The organism is Streptomyces sp. NPDC059092, assembly GCF_042756365.1.
GTDB lineage: Bacteria > Actinomycetota > Actinomycetes > Streptomycetales > Streptomycetaceae > Streptomyces.
Window position 1 is genome coordinate 1 of sequence record NZ_JBHZEJ010000029.1, and the last position, 16,581, is coordinate 16,581.

The 16,581-nt window shown below is 71.8% G+C and carries 15 protein-coding genes; 9 read left to right on the forward strand and 6 right to left on the reverse strand.

The genetic code is table 11. The features are described 5' to 3' along the window. Window positions 1-3: 3 nt before the first annotated feature. The 3 genes from ACFXPL_RS18560 to ACFXPL_RS18570 form a co-directional block, all read right to left on the reverse strand. On the reverse strand, window positions 4-690 hold the full coding sequence (locus ACFXPL_RS18560) for a hypothetical protein (RefSeq protein ID WP_384920074.1): 687 nt from the start codon (window positions 688-690) through the stop codon (window positions 4-6). 69 nt (window positions 691-759) lie between these two features. After that, window positions 760-1,911 (reverse strand): protein-L-isoaspartate O-methyltransferase, encoded by a 1,152-nt coding sequence (locus ACFXPL_RS18565; RefSeq protein ID WP_384920077.1) that lies wholly within the window; start codon window positions 1,909-1,911, stop codon window positions 760-762. 196 nt (window positions 1,912-2,107) lie between these two features. Beyond that, window positions 2,108-2,986: a hypothetical protein gene (locus ACFXPL_RS18570; RefSeq protein ID WP_384920298.1), complete on the reverse strand. Its 879-nt coding sequence runs from the start codon at window positions 2,984-2,986 to the stop codon at window positions 2,108-2,110. 148 nt (window positions 2,987-3,134) lie between these two features. On the opposite strand from ACFXPL_RS18570, the gene ACFXPL_RS18575 reads away from it, so the two are divergent. From ACFXPL_RS18575 to ACFXPL_RS18585, 3 genes are all read left to right on the forward strand, one after another. Next, window positions 3,135-3,419 carry a hypothetical protein gene (locus ACFXPL_RS18575; protein ID WP_384920080.1) on the forward strand — a complete coding sequence of 95 codons (285 nt, stop codon included), beginning with the start codon at window positions 3,135-3,137 and terminating at the stop codon, window positions 3,417-3,419. Further along, on the forward strand, window positions 3,419-4,606 hold the full coding sequence (locus ACFXPL_RS18580; RefSeq protein ID WP_384920083.1) for a glutathionylspermidine synthase family protein: 1,188 nt from the start codon (window positions 3,419-3,421) through the stop codon (window positions 4,604-4,606). Before ACFXPL_RS18575 ends, ACFXPL_RS18580 begins: the two co-directional genes overlap by 1 nt. A gap of 85 nt (window positions 4,607-4,691) precedes the next feature. Next, window positions 4,692-6,131: a hypothetical protein gene (locus tag ACFXPL_RS18585; RefSeq protein ID WP_384920086.1), complete on the forward strand. Its 1,440-nt coding sequence runs from the start codon at window positions 4,692-4,694 to the stop codon at window positions 6,129-6,131. An 86-nt stretch (window positions 6,132-6,217) separates the two neighbouring features. Here the strand turns inward: ACFXPL_RS18585 and rocD are convergent, their stop codons facing one another. Then, window positions 6,218-7,423 (reverse strand): ornithine--oxo-acid transaminase, encoded by a 1,206-nt coding sequence (gene rocD, locus ACFXPL_RS18590; RefSeq protein ID WP_384920089.1) that lies wholly within the window; start codon window positions 7,421-7,423, stop codon window positions 6,218-6,220. A gap of 280 nt (window positions 7,424-7,703) precedes the next feature. Between rocD and trpS the strand changes: the two genes are divergently transcribed. Both trpS and ACFXPL_RS18600 read left to right on the forward strand, forming a co-directional pair. Further along, a complete protein-coding gene (gene trpS, locus ACFXPL_RS18595) occupies window positions 7,704-8,771 on the forward strand; it encodes a tryptophan--tRNA ligase (RefSeq protein WP_384920093.1) in 1,068 nt (355 codons plus the stop codon). 301 nt (window positions 8,772-9,072) lie between these two features. Further along, complete coding sequence (locus ACFXPL_RS18600; protein WP_384920095.1) at window positions 9,073-9,663, forward strand: 2'-5' RNA ligase family protein; 591 nt, start codon at window positions 9,073-9,075, stop codon at window positions 9,661-9,663. Window positions 9,664-9,720: 57 nt separating this feature from the next. Here the strand turns inward: ACFXPL_RS18600 and ACFXPL_RS18605 are convergent, their stop codons facing one another. Continuing rightward, window positions 9,721-10,530, reverse strand: a complete 810-nt coding sequence (locus ACFXPL_RS18605; RefSeq protein WP_384920301.1) for an SDR family NAD(P)-dependent oxidoreductase — start codon at window positions 10,528-10,530, stop codon at window positions 9,721-9,723. Between the two features lie 114 nt (window positions 10,531-10,644). On the opposite strand from ACFXPL_RS18605, the gene ACFXPL_RS18610 reads away from it, so the two are divergent. Next, complete coding sequence (locus tag ACFXPL_RS18610; RefSeq protein ID WP_384920098.1) at window positions 10,645-11,658, forward strand: YihY/virulence factor BrkB family protein; 1,014 nt, start codon at window positions 10,645-10,647, stop codon at window positions 11,656-11,658. Here the strand turns inward: ACFXPL_RS18610 and ACFXPL_RS18615 are convergent. After that, the gene (locus tag ACFXPL_RS18615; RefSeq protein ID WP_384920101.1) at window positions 11,606-12,913 is read right to left on the reverse strand and encodes a D-alanyl-D-alanine carboxypeptidase family protein; all 1,308 of its coding nucleotides are present in this window, start codon (window positions 12,911-12,913) and stop codon (window positions 11,606-11,608) included. The two genes, ACFXPL_RS18610 and ACFXPL_RS18615, sit on opposite strands and share 53 nt — an antisense overlap. A gap of 97 nt (window positions 12,914-13,010) precedes the next feature. Here ACFXPL_RS18615 and ACFXPL_RS18620 point away from each other — a divergent pair, with 97 nt between their 5' ends. The 3 genes from ACFXPL_RS18620 to ACFXPL_RS18630 all read left to right on the forward strand — a co-directional run bounded on the left by ACFXPL_RS18620 (window position 13,011) and on the right by ACFXPL_RS18630 (window position 16,548). Further along, window positions 13,011-13,268 (forward strand): SCO4848 family membrane protein, encoded by a 258-nt coding sequence (locus ACFXPL_RS18620; RefSeq protein WP_384920104.1) that lies wholly within the window; start codon window positions 13,011-13,013, stop codon window positions 13,266-13,268. A gap of 14 nt (window positions 13,269-13,282) precedes the next feature. Continuing rightward, window positions 13,283-14,809, forward strand: coding sequence for a metallophosphoesterase (locus ACFXPL_RS18625; protein ID WP_384920107.1), 1,527 nt, complete (start codon window positions 13,283-13,285; stop codon window positions 14,807-14,809). Window positions 14,810-14,991: 182 nt separating this feature from the next. Beyond that, window positions 14,992-16,548, forward strand: coding sequence for an ABC transporter substrate-binding protein (locus ACFXPL_RS18630; protein ID WP_384920110.1), 1,557 nt, complete (start codon window positions 14,992-14,994; stop codon window positions 16,546-16,548). Window positions 16,549-16,581: the final 33 nt, after the last annotated feature.

Sequence of the window (16,581 nt, forward strand, 5' to 3'; positions counted from 1 at the left end):
GGCTCACACCTCCGACGGTTCCGGCACCGGGAAGGCGCCGGAACCGTCGAGTCCCGCCCGGCGCAGGGCCCTGAGCCGGGCGGGACCCGAGCCCGTGTCCGCCTCGGTGGTGGCCAGGAAGGTGTCCAGCACCTCGGGGGTCACGGTGGACCGTTCCGCGTGGTCCAGCAGGGTCCGCGCCGCCGCTCCGTCGACGTCCGCGTCGAGATGGTCGCCCAGCGTGTCCAGCACGTCCACGGGGTCGAGGAAGCGCCGGATCCCGCAGTCGAGCCCGTCGTCCCGCAGATCGTCCGGGTACGGCGCGCGGGCCCAGGCGCCGTTCTCGTACCAGTACACGCAGCCCAGTTCGTACCCTTCGAGGAGATCCCGGAGGGTGGCGTACGGAAGCCACTCCGGGGCGCCCGCGAGCATGTCGACGGCGGGTTTGTGCCACTTGACGTCGCTCGACTCGTCCTCGCCGTACAGCACGGCGCGCCCGCCGTCGTACCGCCGCAGCGTCCACCAGGTGCTCCCGCAGTCGTCGAGATGCAGCCCGCCCGCGTCGATCCAGCAGCCGGTCGGATACCGCCCCATCGACGCCTCGTCCCGAGCGGTCACCACGGCGACCGCCGCCCACCGGGCCCAGAGCAACTCCGGCGCCGGCAGATCCCCCGGCAGCCCCGGCCGGTGTACGAGCGGCTGATCCCCCATGCTGGCTCCCCCTGTGCGCGTTCCTGCCGGGCAGAGTAGAACAGCGCCTCCCCACCCCCGCGCGGCGGGTCAGGGCCAGATCGGGTCCCAGCGGGTGCCCGTGCGCCGGTCTCCGCTCCAGATGTACTGCGCGTCCGGCGTACGGGTCATGCCGAAGTCGTAGAGCGACGGCGCACCCGCGCTCTCCCACTTCCGCCACGCCCGCACGACGTCATCGGCCAGCCTCTGGGGCCCGCCCTGCCGGGCAATCGCCGTCCCGGCAGCCGTCCCGGCGAGGGTCGCCCAGGACGAACCGCCGTCATGCAGCCGGGCTGTCGGGCCGGTCCTGTCGGCCTCGCCGGTCTCCGTGGTGATCCGGACCTCGGGCAACAGCACCCGCAGGGCGAAGAGCAGATTCCCGTCCGCGAGCCCTCGCGGGTCCTTGGGGAAGGGGGATCCGGTCTCCTGCGGGACCGCGTCGCGGATCTCGTGGAAGGCCCGGCCCTGACCGGCCGCGTACCGGCTGGGCATGAACATCCCCAGACCCTGTATCCAGCCGGAGGCGGACCGGCCGTCCTCGGCCACCGTGAGTGCGACGTGCCCGAGCCGGCCCCATGGGGTGACGATCCGGCCGCCGGGGCGGGTCTGCTCCACCCAGGCCCAGGGCACCTCCTCCACCGCGTAGGTCGCGATCAGCCGGTCGTACGGCGCCCCCTCCCGCAGCCCGAGCGCCCCGTCACCCACCCGTACGGACACCTCGGCGCCCACATTCTTGATCCGCTCCTGCGCGGCGTACGCCAGCTCGGCGTCGAACTCCACACTGGCGACCCGCCCGGTGCCCGCGCGCATGCCGAGCAGGGCGGCGTTCCACCCCGCCCCCGTGCCGAGTTCGAGCACCCGGTGGCCCGGCTCGGGCATCAGCGAGTCGAGCATGTCGGCCACGACCGAGACACAGGACAGGCTGGACGTGGGCAGGCCGTCGGTGACCTGGATGACCGTGGAGTCGTACAACCCCGCGTACACGGCGTCCGCCCAAGCCCGGGGCTCGGTGTCGCGGTCCACCCGCGCGTACTCCTCGCCGCCCCACACCCAGACCCGGTCCGGCGCGAACAGGTCCCGGGGCACGGCGTCGACGGCCGCGCGGACCCAGGGGGAATCCTCCGGCCAGCAGCCGCGGGACGCCATGTCGGCCGCGAGCCGCTGCCGGTATCCGTCGAGGTCCACGGGCTCCAGGATTTCCACGGCTACTTCCTGCGCTTGCCATTGGGGGGTGAGGGGTCGGGCACTTTGCTGTCGGAGTTTCCCGGCGGAGGCTTCCCCTGAGAGGGGTCAGGTTCCGGCTTGTTGTGACTGCCCATGGTGGTCTCCAATCGCCCGCGTCGTGGGGGAGGTACGGAGACATCGTTGCGCACGGTGATCGCTCTGCGCAATGCTTTGATTACTCTCTGGCGTCCACTCGCCAAGCCTCGCCGCCCTCGCCGCCCTCGCCGCCCTCCCCGGCCGGTGCCGGTGGTTCGCCGAAGCGGGCCAGGGTCAGCGCCCCCGCCACCGCGACCGCGAAGCCCGTGATCGCCAGCCACTCCAGCCCTCCCCGTGTGCGGTCGCCGAGCCAGGCGACCCCCACCAGGGCCGGGCCGATCGTCTCGCCGAGGACCAGGCCCGCTGTCGCCGTGGTGACCGAGCCGCGTTGCAGGGCGGAGGTGAGCAGCAGGAACGCGGCGCCGCCGCCCAGGAGCAGTGCCCAAAGGGCGGGGTTCGCGGGGTCGAGGGGGGCGGCCGGGTCGATCAGGCGGACCGCCACCTCCACCACCCCGAAGCCGAACCCCGAGCCCAGTCCGAGCGTCAGGGCCCGCGCCCGGTCAGGGAGGCGGCCCGCGGCGGCGCCCGCCAGGGGGATCGCCAGCGCGACGGCCAGCAGGGACCAGCGCAGGGCGGCCGAGCCCGTACGGTGGCCCTCCGCGCCCGAGGCGAGCCCCAGCATCGCGAGACCGCCGCAGACCACGGCCACCGCGGCCCACTCCGTGGAGCTGAGGCGTACGTGCAGGACCCGCGCCGCGACCACCGCCGTCACCGCCAGGCTCGCGGCGAGCGCCGCGCCCACCGCGTAGATCGGCAGTGCGCGCAGGGCGACGATCTGGAGGACGAAGCCGAGCCCGTCCAGGGCGAGACCGGCCGCGTACCGCCACTGCCGCAGCGCCCGCAGCAGCAGCGCGGGGTCGACCCCCGACCCCGTCCCGGGCTCGGCGGCGCGCGCGGCGACGGCCTGGAGTACGGAGGCGGTGCCGTAACAGACCGCCGAGCCCAGCGCGCAGATCATCCCAAGAAGCACAAAGCGACTCTAGGGCCTGAGGCGGCACTCCACAGCGGGAAACGGTGCACCGTCCTTACAGTCCGACGAACCGGCCATCTACTGTGTTCGGGCGGCCACTTGGCTGGAATCGAACACCACGGGGGAGGTGCGGCACATGACCGCACGGCAACGGAAGCTGAGGTCGAGCACGGTCGTGCTCGGGTCCATGGGGGTACTCGCGCTCGCGCTCACGTCCTGCGGCTCGGAGCCCGACAAGCGGTGCGCCGACCGTACGACCAAGGAGACCCTGCCCAGCTCCCAGTGCAAGAGCGGCGGCAGCGGTTCGCACTACTACGGCGGCTCCAGCAGCAAGGGCAAGGTCGACGGCGGCAGCTTCAACAAGTCGGCCGTCGACCGCGGCGGCCTCGGCTGCTCCAGCTCGGGATCCGGCGGCGGCTGATGAAACGTCACACCATCGCCCCGCGCCCCGACTGGCAGCGGACCGTCGAGGAACAGGGCGTCGTCTACCCGCTCACCCGCCACCCGGACGGCTCGCTGCGCCCGTACTGGGACGAGAGCGCCTACTACACCTTCACCCTGCCCGAGGTGGAGGCCCTCGAAGAGGTCGTCGAGGAGCTGCACGCCCTCTGCCTGGACGCCGCCGCGCACATCGTCGCGCACGACCGCTTCGCCGACCTGGGCATCACCGACCCGCGGCTGGCCGGGCTGATCTCCGAGTCCTGGCGGCGCCGCGCCGAGCTGCCCTCCCTGTACGGGCGGTTCGACCTGCACTACGACGGCACAGGACCGGCGAAGATGCTGGAGTACAACGCCGACACACCCACCTCGCTGGTCGAGGCCGCGAGCGCCCAGTGGTTCTGGATGGAGGACCGTTTCCCCGGCGCCGACCAGTGGAACTCCCTCCACGAACGCCTCGTCGACGCCTGGCGGCGGCAGGCCGCCCTGCTGCCGCCGGGCCCCGTGCACTTCGCGCACTCCGACGGCGACGAACTGGGCGAGGACCTGATGACCGTCGCCTACCTGCGGGAAACCGCCGCGCAGGCCGGTCTGGCCACCGAGGCGCTCTCCGTCGAGGAGATCGGCTGGGACCGGCTCTCCGGCCGCTTCGTCGACGACCGGCTGCGGTACATCCGTACCTGCTTCAAGCTCTACCCCTGGGAGTGGCTGGCCACCGACCGGTTCGGCCCGCACGTCCTGGACACCCTCGACAACGGCGGCGGTACGGGCGCCACCTGCTGGATCGAACCCGCCTGGAAGATGCTCCTCTCCAACAAGGCGCTCCTCGCGATCCTCTGGGAGCTGAACCCCGGCCACCCCCACCTCCTCGCCGCCCACCTCGACGGGCCCCGCGAACTCGCCGCCACCCGCGGCTACGTCGCCAAGCCGCTGCTGGGCCGCGAGGGCGCCGGGGTCACGATCCACGAGCCCGGCCGGCCGCCGGTGATACGGGACGAGGCCTGCTGCTACCAGGAACTCGCCCCGCTGCCCGCCTTCGACGGCAACCACGTCGTCCTCGGCGCGTGGGTGGTCGGGGACGAGGCGGCCGGGCTCGGCATCCGCGAGTCGGCGGGCCTGATCACGGACGGGTACGCGCGCTTCCTGCCCCACCTCATCCCGCCAACTTGACCCGAGGCGGACCCTGTTCACCGGATCGGGTTCTCTTTTCGCGGATCCCGACGCGCCCGGGGGCCGTGCCCCGTACCGTCCCGGCATGCGCAAGTCACTGGTCCCCGGTCCCCGCGCGGAGCTGCTCTCCGTCGGGGACTGCGCCTCCCGCCCCACGCAGGAAGTCGCCGACGCGAGCGCCGCGAGTTTCGAGGTCTTCGTCCGCGCCGCCCTCGCGGACGCGTTCCTGAGAAAGACCCGGGACACCACCTCCGCGTGGCTGCGCTCACCGGAGATGCACCACGACTGGCTGGACGCGCTGACCTTCGCGGCCGGCGAGCTGCAGATCGCCTGCGAGCGGCTCAGGTACCGGGGCGACGAGCGGCTGCGCGCGAACCAGCGCCGGCTGGAGCAGGTCCAGGCCCGTCTGGTGGAGGCACGGCGGGTGCGGCGCGCGTACCAGGACGAGAACCAGCGCGCCGGCCGCGAGTGGCGGAACATGTGCGACGCCGTCTTCACCGCCCGGTCCTGGCTGCGTGGGGCGTACGGCGACGAGGCGGACGCGGTGCGCCGGGAGCTGTCCGCGGAGCGCGGCATCCCCGAGAGCGCCCCGTACCAGGAACCCGCGCGCAACGCGCTGCACGGCATCGAGATCGCCTGCCGCAGCAAGCTGATCGACCCGATGGTCACGGCGGACGTGGCCCGCCTCATGGCCGCCCCCGAGCAGGCGTTCCGGCTCGTGGTCGCCAATGACGCCAAGGAGCAGGAGGAACGCAGTACGGCGTTACGGCACCCCCTGCTGCTGCGCCGCTGGGAGGCGGCCGTCCACGACCTGCTGACGGAACTGGTGCCTCGGGCGCGCGCCGACTCCACGACCGTCCTCGGCGACCTGGGGGACGTCTCGGGCCTGACCGGCCAGGAGGTCTACACCCTGCTCAACAGCCGCCGCTTCTACGTGGCGTTGCACTACCGGCTGACCGAGCTGGCGCGGATCGTCCGCCGGCTCACCGAGGACTGCCGCGCCCGCCAGGAGCGCCTGCGCGCCCCGTGGTACGCGGTGGAGGTGGAGGTACGCGCGGAACTGGCGCGCCGTCACCCGCGTGAGTACGGATGGATCCGCCGGCAGATGGAGCCGTTCGGCACGCCGGCGGGCAGCCGCTCGCTCGACCCGGAGTGGGCGAACAACTCGCAGCGGCGGGGGGCGCTCAAGGCCCATGTGATGCGCTGTCTGGCGAGCGGCGTCTTCGAGCCGTACGTCCAGGACGAGCGCGGGCCCGCCGCACCCGCGGTGGAGCCGTCCCTGTTCGCCGCGCTGATGCGGCGGAAGGTCGCGGCCGGCGAGATCAGCCTGAAGGGGGCGAAGACCCGGCGGGAGCGGAACAACCGCCGCTGGAGAGCGGAACAGGAGGCCGGGGCCCGGCCTCCGGCGCAGGCCCCGGCGGCACAGCCGCGGATCCCGGCCCAGGAGCAGGCCGGAGACCAGGCGCGGCCACGGCCCCGGCCCAGGGTTTCCGACCACCCCGACCCCCGGGCCGCAGCGCACTGATCCCGCTCCGGGGCGTACGGGGACAGCGCCCCGTATGCCCGTATGCCCGTATGCCCGTCCGGGCGTACGCCGTACCGACGTACCGCCTACTCCGCGAGCACCGCCCGCACCTGGTCGAGCCCCCAGTCCAGGTCCTCCTTGCTGATCACCAGTGGCGGGGCGATCCGGATCGTGGAGCCGTGCGTGTCCTTCACCAGGACGCCCCGGTCCATCAGCCGCTCCGAGATCTCCCGGCCCGTCCCGTGCGACGGATCGATGTCCACCCCGGCCCACAGCCCCCGGCCGCGTACCGCCGTCACCGCCCCGCCGGCCGTCAGCAGCCCCAGCTCCCGGTGGAGATGGTCGCCCAGCTCCGCCGCACGCTGCTGGAACTCACCGGTCCGCAGCATCGCGATGACCTCCAGCGCCACCGCGCAGGCGAGGGGGTTCCCGCCGAACGTCGACCCGTGCTCACCGGGCCTGTGCACCCCCAGCACCGCCGCCGAGGAGACCACCGCCGACACCGGGACCACCCCGCCGCCGAGCGCCTTGCCGAGCACGTACATGTCCGGCACCACGTTCTCGTGCTCGCAGGCGAAGGTCGCGCCCGTCCTGCCCAGCCCCGACTGGATCTCGTCCGCGATGAAGAGCACGTTCCGCGCCCGGGTCAGCTCGCGCACCCCGGCGAGATAGCCCGGCGGCGGGACCAGCACCCCGGCCTCGCCCTGGATCGGCTCCAGCAGTACGGCCACCGTGTTGTCGGTCAGCGCCTTCTCCATGGCAGTGAGGTCGCCGTACGGCACGATCTCGAACCCCGGGGTGTACGGACCGAAGTCCGCGCGGGCCTCCGCGTCCGTGGAGAAGCTGATGATCGTCGTCGTACGGCCGTGGAAGTTGTTGCCCGCCACGACGATCTTCGCCATGCCGTCGGGCACGCCCTTGACGCGGTACCCCCACTTCCTGGCGGTCTTCACCGCCGTCTCCACCGCCTCCGCCCCGGTGTTCATCGGCAGGACCATCTCCATGCCGCACAGGTCGGCCAGCTCCGTGCAGAACTCCGCGAACCGGTCGTGGTGGAACGCCCGGGACGTCAGCGTCACCTTCTCCAACTGGGCCTTCGCGGCCTCGATGAGCCGCCGGTTGCCATGGCCGAAATTGAGTGCCGAGTATCCGGCGAGCATGTCGAGGAAGCGCCGTCCCTCGACATCCGTCATCCACGCGCCGTCCGCCGAGGCGACGACGACGGGCAGCGGATGGTAGTTGTGCGCACTGTGGGCCTCCGCCGAGGCGATGGCGCTCTCCGTTGTCGACACGGGACTCTCCGATCGGTCAGGGCAAGCTGGCACGCTCTGCTGCGCCGGCGGGGCGCACAGCCCCACTTTCTTTCGTCGCACGCAGTCCGGACGATGAAAGCTTGCCCGTAGTGGCGCCCGATTGAACAGGTTCCCCGTTCCGGCCTCCGCCCACCCGGCCTACCCGCCGTCCTCCTTACGGGCTCTCCTCCGGCCGTCCTACGGGCGTCCTCCCGGCCCCTCCCGGCCCCCTCCGGAGATCCGTTTCGAGCTGTCGGTCCCACCTGAGACAATGCTGAACATGGCCTCTGATCGCCCGCCCGTCGCCCAGCACCACCCTCAAACGGGGCACTCCGTGCCGTCCCCTCGTTTGAGTGCCCTCTCCGGAATCCAGCCCACCGCAGGCTCGTTCCACCTCGGGAACTACCTCGGTGCGGTGCGTCAGTACGTGGCGCTGCAGGAGTCCCATGACGCGTTCTACATGGTCGTGGACCTGCACGCGATCACCGTTCCGCAGGACCCCGTCGCGCTGCGCGCCAATACGCGGCTGGCCGTCGCCCAGCTTCTGGCCGCCGGGCTCGACCCGCAGCGCTGCACGCTCTTCGTCCAGAGCCATGTTCCCGAGCACGCCCAGCTCGCCTGGGTCATGAACTGCATCACGGGCTTCGGCGAGGCGTCCCGGATGACGCAGTTCAAGGACAAGTCGACCAAGGAGGGCACGGACCGCGCCACGGTCGGCCTCTTCACGTACCCGATCCTCCAGGTCGCGGACATCCTGCTCTACCAGGCCGACGCCGTCCCGGTCGGTGAGGACCAGCGCCAGCACATCGAGCTGACCCGCGACCTCGCCGAGCGTTTCAACTCCCGCTTCGGACCGACGTTCACGGTCCCGGCGCCGCACATCGTCAAGGAGGTCGCCAAGATCTACGACCTCCAGGACCCCGCGATCAAGATGAGCAAGTCGGCGTCCACGCCGAAGGGGCTGATCAACCTGCTCGACGAGCCGAGGACGACGGCGAAGAAGATCAAGAGCGCCGTCACGGACACCGGCACGGAGATCCGCTTCGACGCGGCGGCCAAGCCCGGCGTGAGCAATCTGCTCACGATCTACTCCACCCTCACGGACACGTCCGTCGCGGATCTGGAGAAGCGCTACGAGGGCAAGGGGTACGGCGCGCTGAAGACGGATCTGGCGGAGGCGATGGTCGAATTCGTCACACCCTTCCGGGCCCGTACACAGGAATATCTGGACGACCCCGAGACGTTGGACGCCATCCTGGCCGAAGGCGCGGAGAAGGCGCGTACGGTCGCCGCGGAGACGCTGGCCCAGGCGTACGCGAGAGTCGGCTTCCTGCCCGCGAAACACTGAGCCAGGTGCCGGAACGGGGGCGCCGGCGGACCGGCCGTACGGACGAATCCGCGTGACGCGGGTACGCCGGACGGTTACGCCATGTATGGACGCCGGCCCCCGGTCCGGCGAGCGCTGGCCAGTACGGCGGTGCGACCGTCACACTGGCGGGCGGTGGACGTGAGCAGGATCCATCACCGGCCGGGCCGGCCGGCAGGGACGGACCGGCGTACAGCAGCAGACCGGCCAACGGAAACAGACCGGCCGACAGAGACAGACCGGCCGACAGAGACAGACCGACACAGAGACTGAGGAGAACGACGTGGGGACCGTAACGCTCGGCGTTTCGATCGCGGTCCCGGAGCCCTACGGCACTCTGATCCAGGAGCGGCGTGCGGGCTTCGGTGACGCCGCCGCGCACGCCATCCCCACGCATGTCACGCTGCTGCCGCCCACCGAGGTGGACGCGTCGGCACTGCCCGCGATCGAGGCGCATCTCGCCGCCGTCGCGTCGGCGGGCCGGCCCTTCCCCATGCGGCTCTCCGGCACCGGTACGTTCCGCCCCCTCTCCCCGGTCGTCTTCCTCCAGGTCGTCGAGGGCGCGTCGGCCTGCGCCTGGCTCCAGAAGAGGGTCAGGGACTCCTCGGGGCCGCTCGTGCGCGAGCTGCAGTTCCCGTACCACCCGCATGTGACCGTCGCGCACGGCATCGAGGAAGAGGCGATGGACCGCGCGTACGAGGAGCTGTCGGAGTACGGGGCGGAGTGGAGCTGCACCTCCTTCGCGCTGTACGAACAGGGCGCGGACGGCGTCTGGCGCAAGGTGCAGGAGTACGCCTTCGGCGGCGGTACGGAGACATCGCCGGTGCCCTCCCAGTCCACCCCCGCCGACCGCCCGGCGTCCCTGAGCCCGTAGACCCGTAAGACCCGTAGGACCGGTGAGGGTCGCCGGGGCTCCGGCCCCCTCCGGGACTCAGATGGGCAGCCTGCGGAAGAGTGCGCGCGGCAGCACCCGCAGCGCCGTGGCCAGCACCCGCAGCGCCCCCGGCACCCACACCGTCTCCGCGCCCCGCCGCAGCCCCGCCTCGACGGCCACGGCCACCTCCCCGGGCGTCGTTGCCATCGTCAGGGCCGTCGGCGCCTGCGCCCCGGCCGGCGGGAGCTGCCCGCGCCGTGCCGGCGCCCACGGCCGTACGAAGCCGGGCCGTACGACCATGACCCGTACCCCCGTGCCCCGCATAGCGTCCCCGAGCCCCTGCGTGAACGCGTCCAGGCCCGCCTTGCTCGACCCGTAGATGAAGTCGGCGCGCCGGGCCCGCTCCGCGGCCACCGACGAGAGCACCACCAGCGCGCCGTGCCCCTGCGCCTGGAGGGCCGCCGCGCAGACCAGTCCGGCCGAGACGCCGCCCGTGTAGTTCGTCTGCGCCACCCGCGCCGCCGCCGGGGGATCCGCCTCGTCCCGTGCCTGGTCGCCCAGCACCCCGAAGGCCAGCAGCACCAGGTCGACCGGGCCCTCCGCGAAGGCCTTCCCCAGCGTCTCCGCGTGCGCGCCGGGGTCCAGAGCGTCGAACGCGACGGTACGGACCTCCACGCCGCCCAGGGCCCGTAGCCCCGCCGCGGCGGTGTCCAGCGCGGGGGAGGAGCGGCCCGCCAGCCAGACCGTACGGGTGCCGCGGACGATCAGCCGGCGCGCGGTGGCCAGACCGATCTCCGACGTGCCGCCGAGGACGAGCAGGGACCGCGGGATACCGGAGACGGGCGAGGTGCCGGAGGCGTCCTTCATCGGTGAGCGCATGCACGCGACCGTATCGCCAGGATCGCCCCATATCTCACTCTTGCGCGCTCTTGTCGCGATGCCCGCAGGGATACTCGTATGAATGGGGGTAGGGACCTCCTCATGGACTGGCTGAAAAACCTCCCCGTCATCGGTCCGGTCGTGGCGCGCCTGATGCGGACCCACGCCTGGCGCTCGTACGAGAGGCTCGACCGGGTCCACTGGGCACGGCTCGCCGCCGCCATCACCTTCATCAGCTTTCTCGCGCTCTTCCCGCTGATCACCGTGGGCGCGGCGATCGGCGCCGTGCTGCTCAGCCAGGGGCAGCTCGACCGGCTCCAGGAAAGCATCGCGAAGCAGGTCCCCGGCATCTCGCAGCAGCTCGACCTCAACGCCCTCGTCGCCAACGCGGGCACGGTCGGGCTGGTGGCCGGCGCGCTGCTGCTCCTCACCGGTATCGGCTGGATCGGCTCGATGCGGGAGTGCCTGCGGGCCGTCTGGGAGCTGGAGGACCCGCAGGACGGCAACCCCTTCCTGCTCAAGGGCAAGGACGGTGTGGTGCTGCTGGGCCTCGGCGCGGTCGGGCTCGCCTCGCTGGCCGCGTCGGGATTCGGCTCGACGGCCGTCGGCTGGAGCGCCGACAAGCTCGGCATCCCCGAGGGCGGGGCGGGCGGCGTACTGCTCCAGACTGCCGCCCTCGTGGTGGCGGTCCTGGCCGACTTCCTGCTGCTCCTGTACGTCCTGACGCTGCTGCCCCGCGTCCACCCGCCCCGCCGCCGGCTCGTCGTCGCCGCGCTGATCGGCGCCGTCGGCTTCGAACTGCTGAAACTGCTGCTCGGCGGCTACATGAGGAGCGTGGCGACGAAGAGCATGTACGGCGCGTTCGGGGTGCCGGTGGCGCTGCTGCTCTGGATCAACTTCACGGCGAAGCTGCTGCTGTTCTGCGCCGCCTGGACGGCGACGCGGAGCAAGCGGGAGGAGGCCCATGACGGGGACGGCGAGGACGGCGGGGACGGGTCCGGCGGGGAGGGGGACGGGGCCGACGGGGACGACGCGGGCGGCGACGTCGCGGCGTACGGCGGTGCTACGCGCGCGGACGGCGCCGGACCAGGTCGGGCAGCGGCCAGCGCCGGTTGACCAGGTACCCCGTACCCGCCAGCAGGACCAGCGCCCCGCCCGTGATGCCGAGCGCGACCCCCGCCCCGCCCGTACCGCCGCCGTTCGCCGCCGCCACGGTGGAGGCGTGGCCATCGGTGTTCGAGCCCACCTGGGTGGGATCCGGGGACGCGCTCGTACGGGCGGACTTCGGCGCCACCAGCACCCCCACCGGCTTCACCTTGCCGCTCGCCGCGAAGCCCCAGTCCAGCAGCCGCGCCGTCTCCTGGTAGACCGCGTGGGCCTCGGTGGACGACGGGTTCATGACCGTGACCAGCAGCTTCTTGCCGTCGCGCTCGGCGACCCCGGTGAAGGTGTTCCCGGCGTGCGTGGTGCTGCCGTTCTTCACCCCGGCGATGCCCCGGTACTGGGCCACCCCGTTGGCGCCGGTCAGCAGCCTGTTGGTGTTCTGGATCTCGAAGTTCTCCCGTACGGGCTTGAAGCCCTCCTCCTTCTCGCCCTTCTTCGGCTTGGAGAACTCGCCGGGGAACTTGGCCGACTGCGTCGAGCTGTACTCCCGGAACTCCTTCTTCTGGAGTCCGGAGCGGGCGATCAGCGTGAGGTCGTACGCGCTGGAGACCTGGCCCTTCTCGTCGTAGCCGTCGGGCGTGACCACATGCGTGTCCAGCGCCTGCAACTCGTCGGCCTGCGCCTGCATCTCCACGACCGTCTTCTCCACCCCGCCGTTCATCGAGGAGAGCACGTGGACCGCGTCGTTGCCGGAGCGCAGGAAGACACCCAGCCACAGATCGTGGACGGAGTACGTGAGGTCCTCCTTCACCCCGACCAGACTGCTGCCGGCGCCCACGCCCGCGAGGTCGGTGTTGGTGACCTTGTACTCCTCCGTCGCGGGCAGCTTCGGCAGCAGCGTGTCCGCGAAGAGCATCTTGAGCGTGGAGGCGGGCGGCAGCCGCCAGTGCGCGTTGTGCGAGGCCAGTACGTCACCGGACTCGGCGTCCGCGACGATCCAGGACCGGCCGCTCAGCTTCTTCGGCAGCACCGGCACGCCCGCGCCGAGGTTCACCTGCGTACCCGCCCTGCCGAGCAGCGTCCCGCCGACCGTGGACATCGAGGCGGGCGGCTGGGGCTGCTTCCTGCCGGGCGCGTCGGCCCCGCTGTCGGCGGAGGCCGTGGGCGCCTCGGGTGTCCCGGGCGCCGCGGCGGCGGGCAGAGCGGCTATCAGGGGCAGCAGAGCGGCGGCGAGGACCGTCACAGCGGTCTTTTTCAGAGCGGGCACGACCGAGAACGTACATGCATCGGCCATGGATGAGGACACCGGCGGATCTCCTGGACCCCGCTGCCGCCGCCCCGAGGGCGACGGCGATACTGAATCCATGAAGCTCAGCCGCCCCGTGTCGTGGTTCCTGCTCGTGTTCGGGGTCTGGAGCTGGTTCATCTGGATCACTTTCGTGAAAAATCTCTGGCAGGACGGCAGCGGACTCGCCTTCGACGACGCCGGTGCCCCCACGGGATACTTCTGGGTGCACCTGACGCTCGCCGTCGTGTCCTTTCTTCTGGGGACGGCGATCGGCGTGATCGGGTTCCGTGGCGTCCGCGCACTCCGGCGCGAACAGCCTGAACAACAGGCTTAGGGGGAGCGTTCTTCGTGGTTGTCGTGGTCGTTCTGGCAGTGCTCGCGGTCGTCTCGTTGCTGGTCGCGGCGCACTGGTACGTGTGGCGGCGCCTGGTGCGCGACACGACATCGGCGCCCGGGACCGCCCGCAGGCTGGGAACGGTTGCGATCATTCTGCTGCCTGTTCTCTCCGTCGGCGCTCTGAGTTCGAGCCGTTCCGGTGCGCCCTTCCTGCTCCAGCAGGTCCTGGCCTGGCCGGGGTTCCTGTGGCTGGCGACGCTGCTGTACCTGGTGCTGGCACTGGGGGTGGCCGAGGCCGTACGCCCGGCGCTGCGGCGCTTCCTGGCACGCCGGGACGCGACGGGAAAGACACCGGAGCCGACTACTCCGACGGGGCCACGGGACGTGGCCGCCACGGAAGCGAGCGCCGCGGCGAAGACCGGGGCGGCTGCGAAGGCGAAGGCGGAGGCGGAGACAGAGGCGAAGTCAGGGACGGCGGCGGGCACGGCGACGAAGACCGAGATAGGGACCGGGACCGGGACCGGGACCGCGAAGGAATCCGAGTCCGGGACCGGGACCAAGACCGAGTCCGGGATCGGGACGAAGACCGGGACCAAGACCGGGACCAAGACCGGGACCGGGACCGCGAAGGAATCCGAGACGAAGGCCGGGACGGCGGCGGCGCCGACCGCACCGCCCTCCGCCCCCTCCGCCTCGCCCGCCACGCCCTCCGGCCCCTCCCGCCGTCTCTTCGTCTCCCGGGCCGTCGGCGGCGCCGCCGCCACCGCCGCGCTCGCCACGGTCGGATACGGCACCTACGGCGTCCTGCGCGGCCCTTCCGTCAAGCGCGTCACCGTCCCCCTGGCCAAGCTGCCGCGCGCCGCCCACGGCTTCCGTATCGCCGTCGTCAGCGACATCCACCTCGGCCCGATCCTGGGCAGCGCCCACACCCGGCGCATCGTCCGTACGATCAACTCCACGCGGCCCGATCTCATCGCCGTCGTCGGTGACCTGGTCGACGGCACCGTCCAGAACCTGGGCCCGGCCGCCGAACCCCTCGCCGGTCTGGAGGCGCCGCACGGCTCCTTCTTCGTGACCGGGAACCACGAGTACTTCTCCGGCGCCGCCGAATGGGTCGACCACGTACGCGAGCTGGGGCTGCGGCCCCTGGAGAACGAGCGCGTCGAGATCGCCGGATTCGATCTCGCCGGGGTCAACGACATCGCGGGCGAGAGCGAGGGCGAGGGCCCCGACTTCGTGAAGGCGCTCGGGGACCGCGACCCGGCCAGGGCCTCCGTACTCCTCGCGCACCAGCCCGTCGTCATCCACGACGCCGTGCGCCACGGCGTCGACCTCCAGCTCTCCGGCCACACCCACGGCGGCCAGCTCTGGCCCGGCAGCCTCCTCGCGGGCTTCGCCAACCCCACCGTCGCCGGCCTGGAGCGGTACCAGGACACCCAGCTCTACGTATCGCGCGGCGCGGGCGCCTGGGGCCCTCCCGTACGGGTCGGCGCGCCCTCCGACATCACCGTCGTGGAGCTGGCCTCGCGCCAGGCGTGACCCCGGGCACGGCCCTGGAAACGGCCCCCGCGGGCGCCTCTTCCGCTCCCTACTCGCGAGTGTTCCCGGCTTAACGTGACTGTTGCCGGGGAGAGCGCCTTTTTCTCTTCCACAGGTGGAGACCTTTGTGGTTGGGTGAGCGCCATCACGGTCAGGGGTGGGCGTGATAGAGGGGCACAGCGATGCGGTCGGTCCGTGTGCGGATACTCATCACATGTCTGGTTCTGGTGGTCGCGGGAGTGGGCGGCTGGCAGCTCCTGCCGTCCAACCGGGCGGAGGAGAAACCGATCACCGTCGGCACGACGGACGTCGTCTCATCGCTCGATCCTGCGGGCGCGTACGACGCGGGCTCCTGGGCGCTGTTCAGCAACATCTACCAGTCGCTGCTCACGTTCAAACCCGCCTCGATCACCCCCGTACCGGACGCGGCCCGCTCCTGCGGCTTCACCGGCACGGAACTCACCACCTACCGTTGCGAGTTGCGGGACGACATCCGCTTCCCCAGCGGTGCGACGATGACCGCCGAGGACGTCAAGTACTCCTTCGACCGCGTCCTGGCCATCAAGGCGGACGCCGGACCCGCGCCCCTCTTCGCCACGCTCAAGTCGGTGGTGGCGGACGGGCGGACCGTCACCTTCCAGCTCCGCTCGGGCGACGCGACGTTCCCGCTCAAGGTGGCCACCGGGGCCGGTGCGATCGTCGACCGTACGCAGTACCCGGCGGACGCGCTCCTCGTCGGAGACAAGGTCGGCGGCTCGGGACCGTACCTCCTGGACCAGTACCTGCCGGGCTCCTCCGCCCACCTGGAGCCCAACCCCGCCTACCGGGGCGCGATCGAGGCGACCGGCGGCCCGGTGGACATCGAGTACTTCAAGACCTCCGACGCGCTCGCCGACGCCTGGAAGGCCCGTACGGTCGAGGTCACCCACCGTCAGCTCCCGCCGTCGGCCATCGCCGCACTGGACGGCGGCGCGGACGGCGTACGCGTCACCGAGTCGGACAGCGCGGCCATCCGCAACCTCGTCCTCAACACGCGGGCCGGGTCACCGATGGCGGACCAGGCGGTGCGACGGGCGATCGCCACTGTGGTCGACCGGCCCCGGATCGTCTCCGGTGTGTACGACTCGACGGTCGAACCGCTCTACTCGCTGATCCCGCAGGGCATCACCTCCCACAGCACCCCGTTCTTCGACGCCTACCCGGAGCCGGACACCGCCCGCGCCCGCGCCCTCCTGGAGGACGACGCGGACCTCAGGACGCCGGTCAGCTTCACCCTCGGATACGCGCAGGGCGGCGCGGCGGAGCCGGAGGCGGCCGAGCTGCGCCGCCAGCTCGAAGCGACCGGACTCTTCAAGGTGAAGGTCGTCGAGAAGGAGTGGACGGAGTTCCAGAAGGGCTACTCCAAGGGCGAGTTCGACGCGTACACCATCGGCTGGGTGCCGGACTTCCCCGACCCCGACAACTTCATCCAGCCCCTGATCGGGGGCGGCTCGATCCTGCACAACGGCTACACGGACGACCGGGTCGACGAACTGATCCGCTCCACGCAGCGGTACGCCGACCGGGGGCGCGCCGCGCAGGACTTCAAGTCCCTGCAACGCACGGTGGCCGAGGACGTGCCGATCGTGCCGCTCTGGCAGAAGAAGGACTACGTCCTGAGCAGCGAGGACGTGACGGGCTCGGAGTACCTCTCGGACGGTACGGGCATCTGGCGGCTGTGGCGGCTGGGCCGGCTCTGACCGTCCGCCGTCCGCCGTCCCGTCCGCCGTGCG

Excerpts from the sequence above, each read along its gene's own strand:
- ACFXPL_RS18560 (WP_384920074.1), bottom strand. The coding sequence starts at position 690 with ATGGGGGATCAGCCGCTCGTACACCGGCCGGGGCTGCCGGGGGATCTG.
- ACFXPL_RS18570 (WP_384920298.1), bottom strand. The coding sequence starts at position 2,986 with ATGATCTGCGCGCTGGGCTCGGCGGTCTGTTACGGCACCGCCTCCGTA.
- ACFXPL_RS18575 (WP_384920080.1), top strand. The coding sequence starts at position 3,135 with ATGACCGCACGGCAACGGAAGCTGAGGTCGAGCACGGTCGTGCTCGGG.
- ACFXPL_RS18580 (WP_384920083.1), top strand. The coding sequence starts at position 3,419 with ATGAAACGTCACACCATCGCCCCGCGCCCCGACTGGCAGCGGACCGTC.
- ACFXPL_RS18585 (WP_384920086.1), top strand. The coding sequence starts at position 4,692 with ATGCGCAAGTCACTGGTCCCCGGTCCCCGCGCGGAGCTGCTCTCCGTC.
- trpS (WP_384920093.1), top strand. The coding sequence starts at position 7,704 with ATGGCCTCTGATCGCCCGCCCGTCGCCCAGCACCACCCTCAAACGGGG.
- ACFXPL_RS18605 (WP_384920301.1), bottom strand. The coding sequence starts at position 10,530 with ATGAAGGACGCCTCCGGCACCTCGCCCGTCTCCGGTATCCCGCGGTCC.
- ACFXPL_RS18610 (WP_384920098.1), top strand. The coding sequence starts at position 10,645 with ATGGACTGGCTGAAAAACCTCCCCGTCATCGGTCCGGTCGTGGCGCGC.
- ACFXPL_RS18620 (WP_384920104.1), top strand. The coding sequence starts at position 13,011 with ATGAAGCTCAGCCGCCCCGTGTCGTGGTTCCTGCTCGTGTTCGGGGTC.
- ACFXPL_RS18630 (WP_384920110.1), top strand. The coding sequence starts at position 14,992 with ATGCGGTCGGTCCGTGTGCGGATACTCATCACATGTCTGGTTCTGGTG.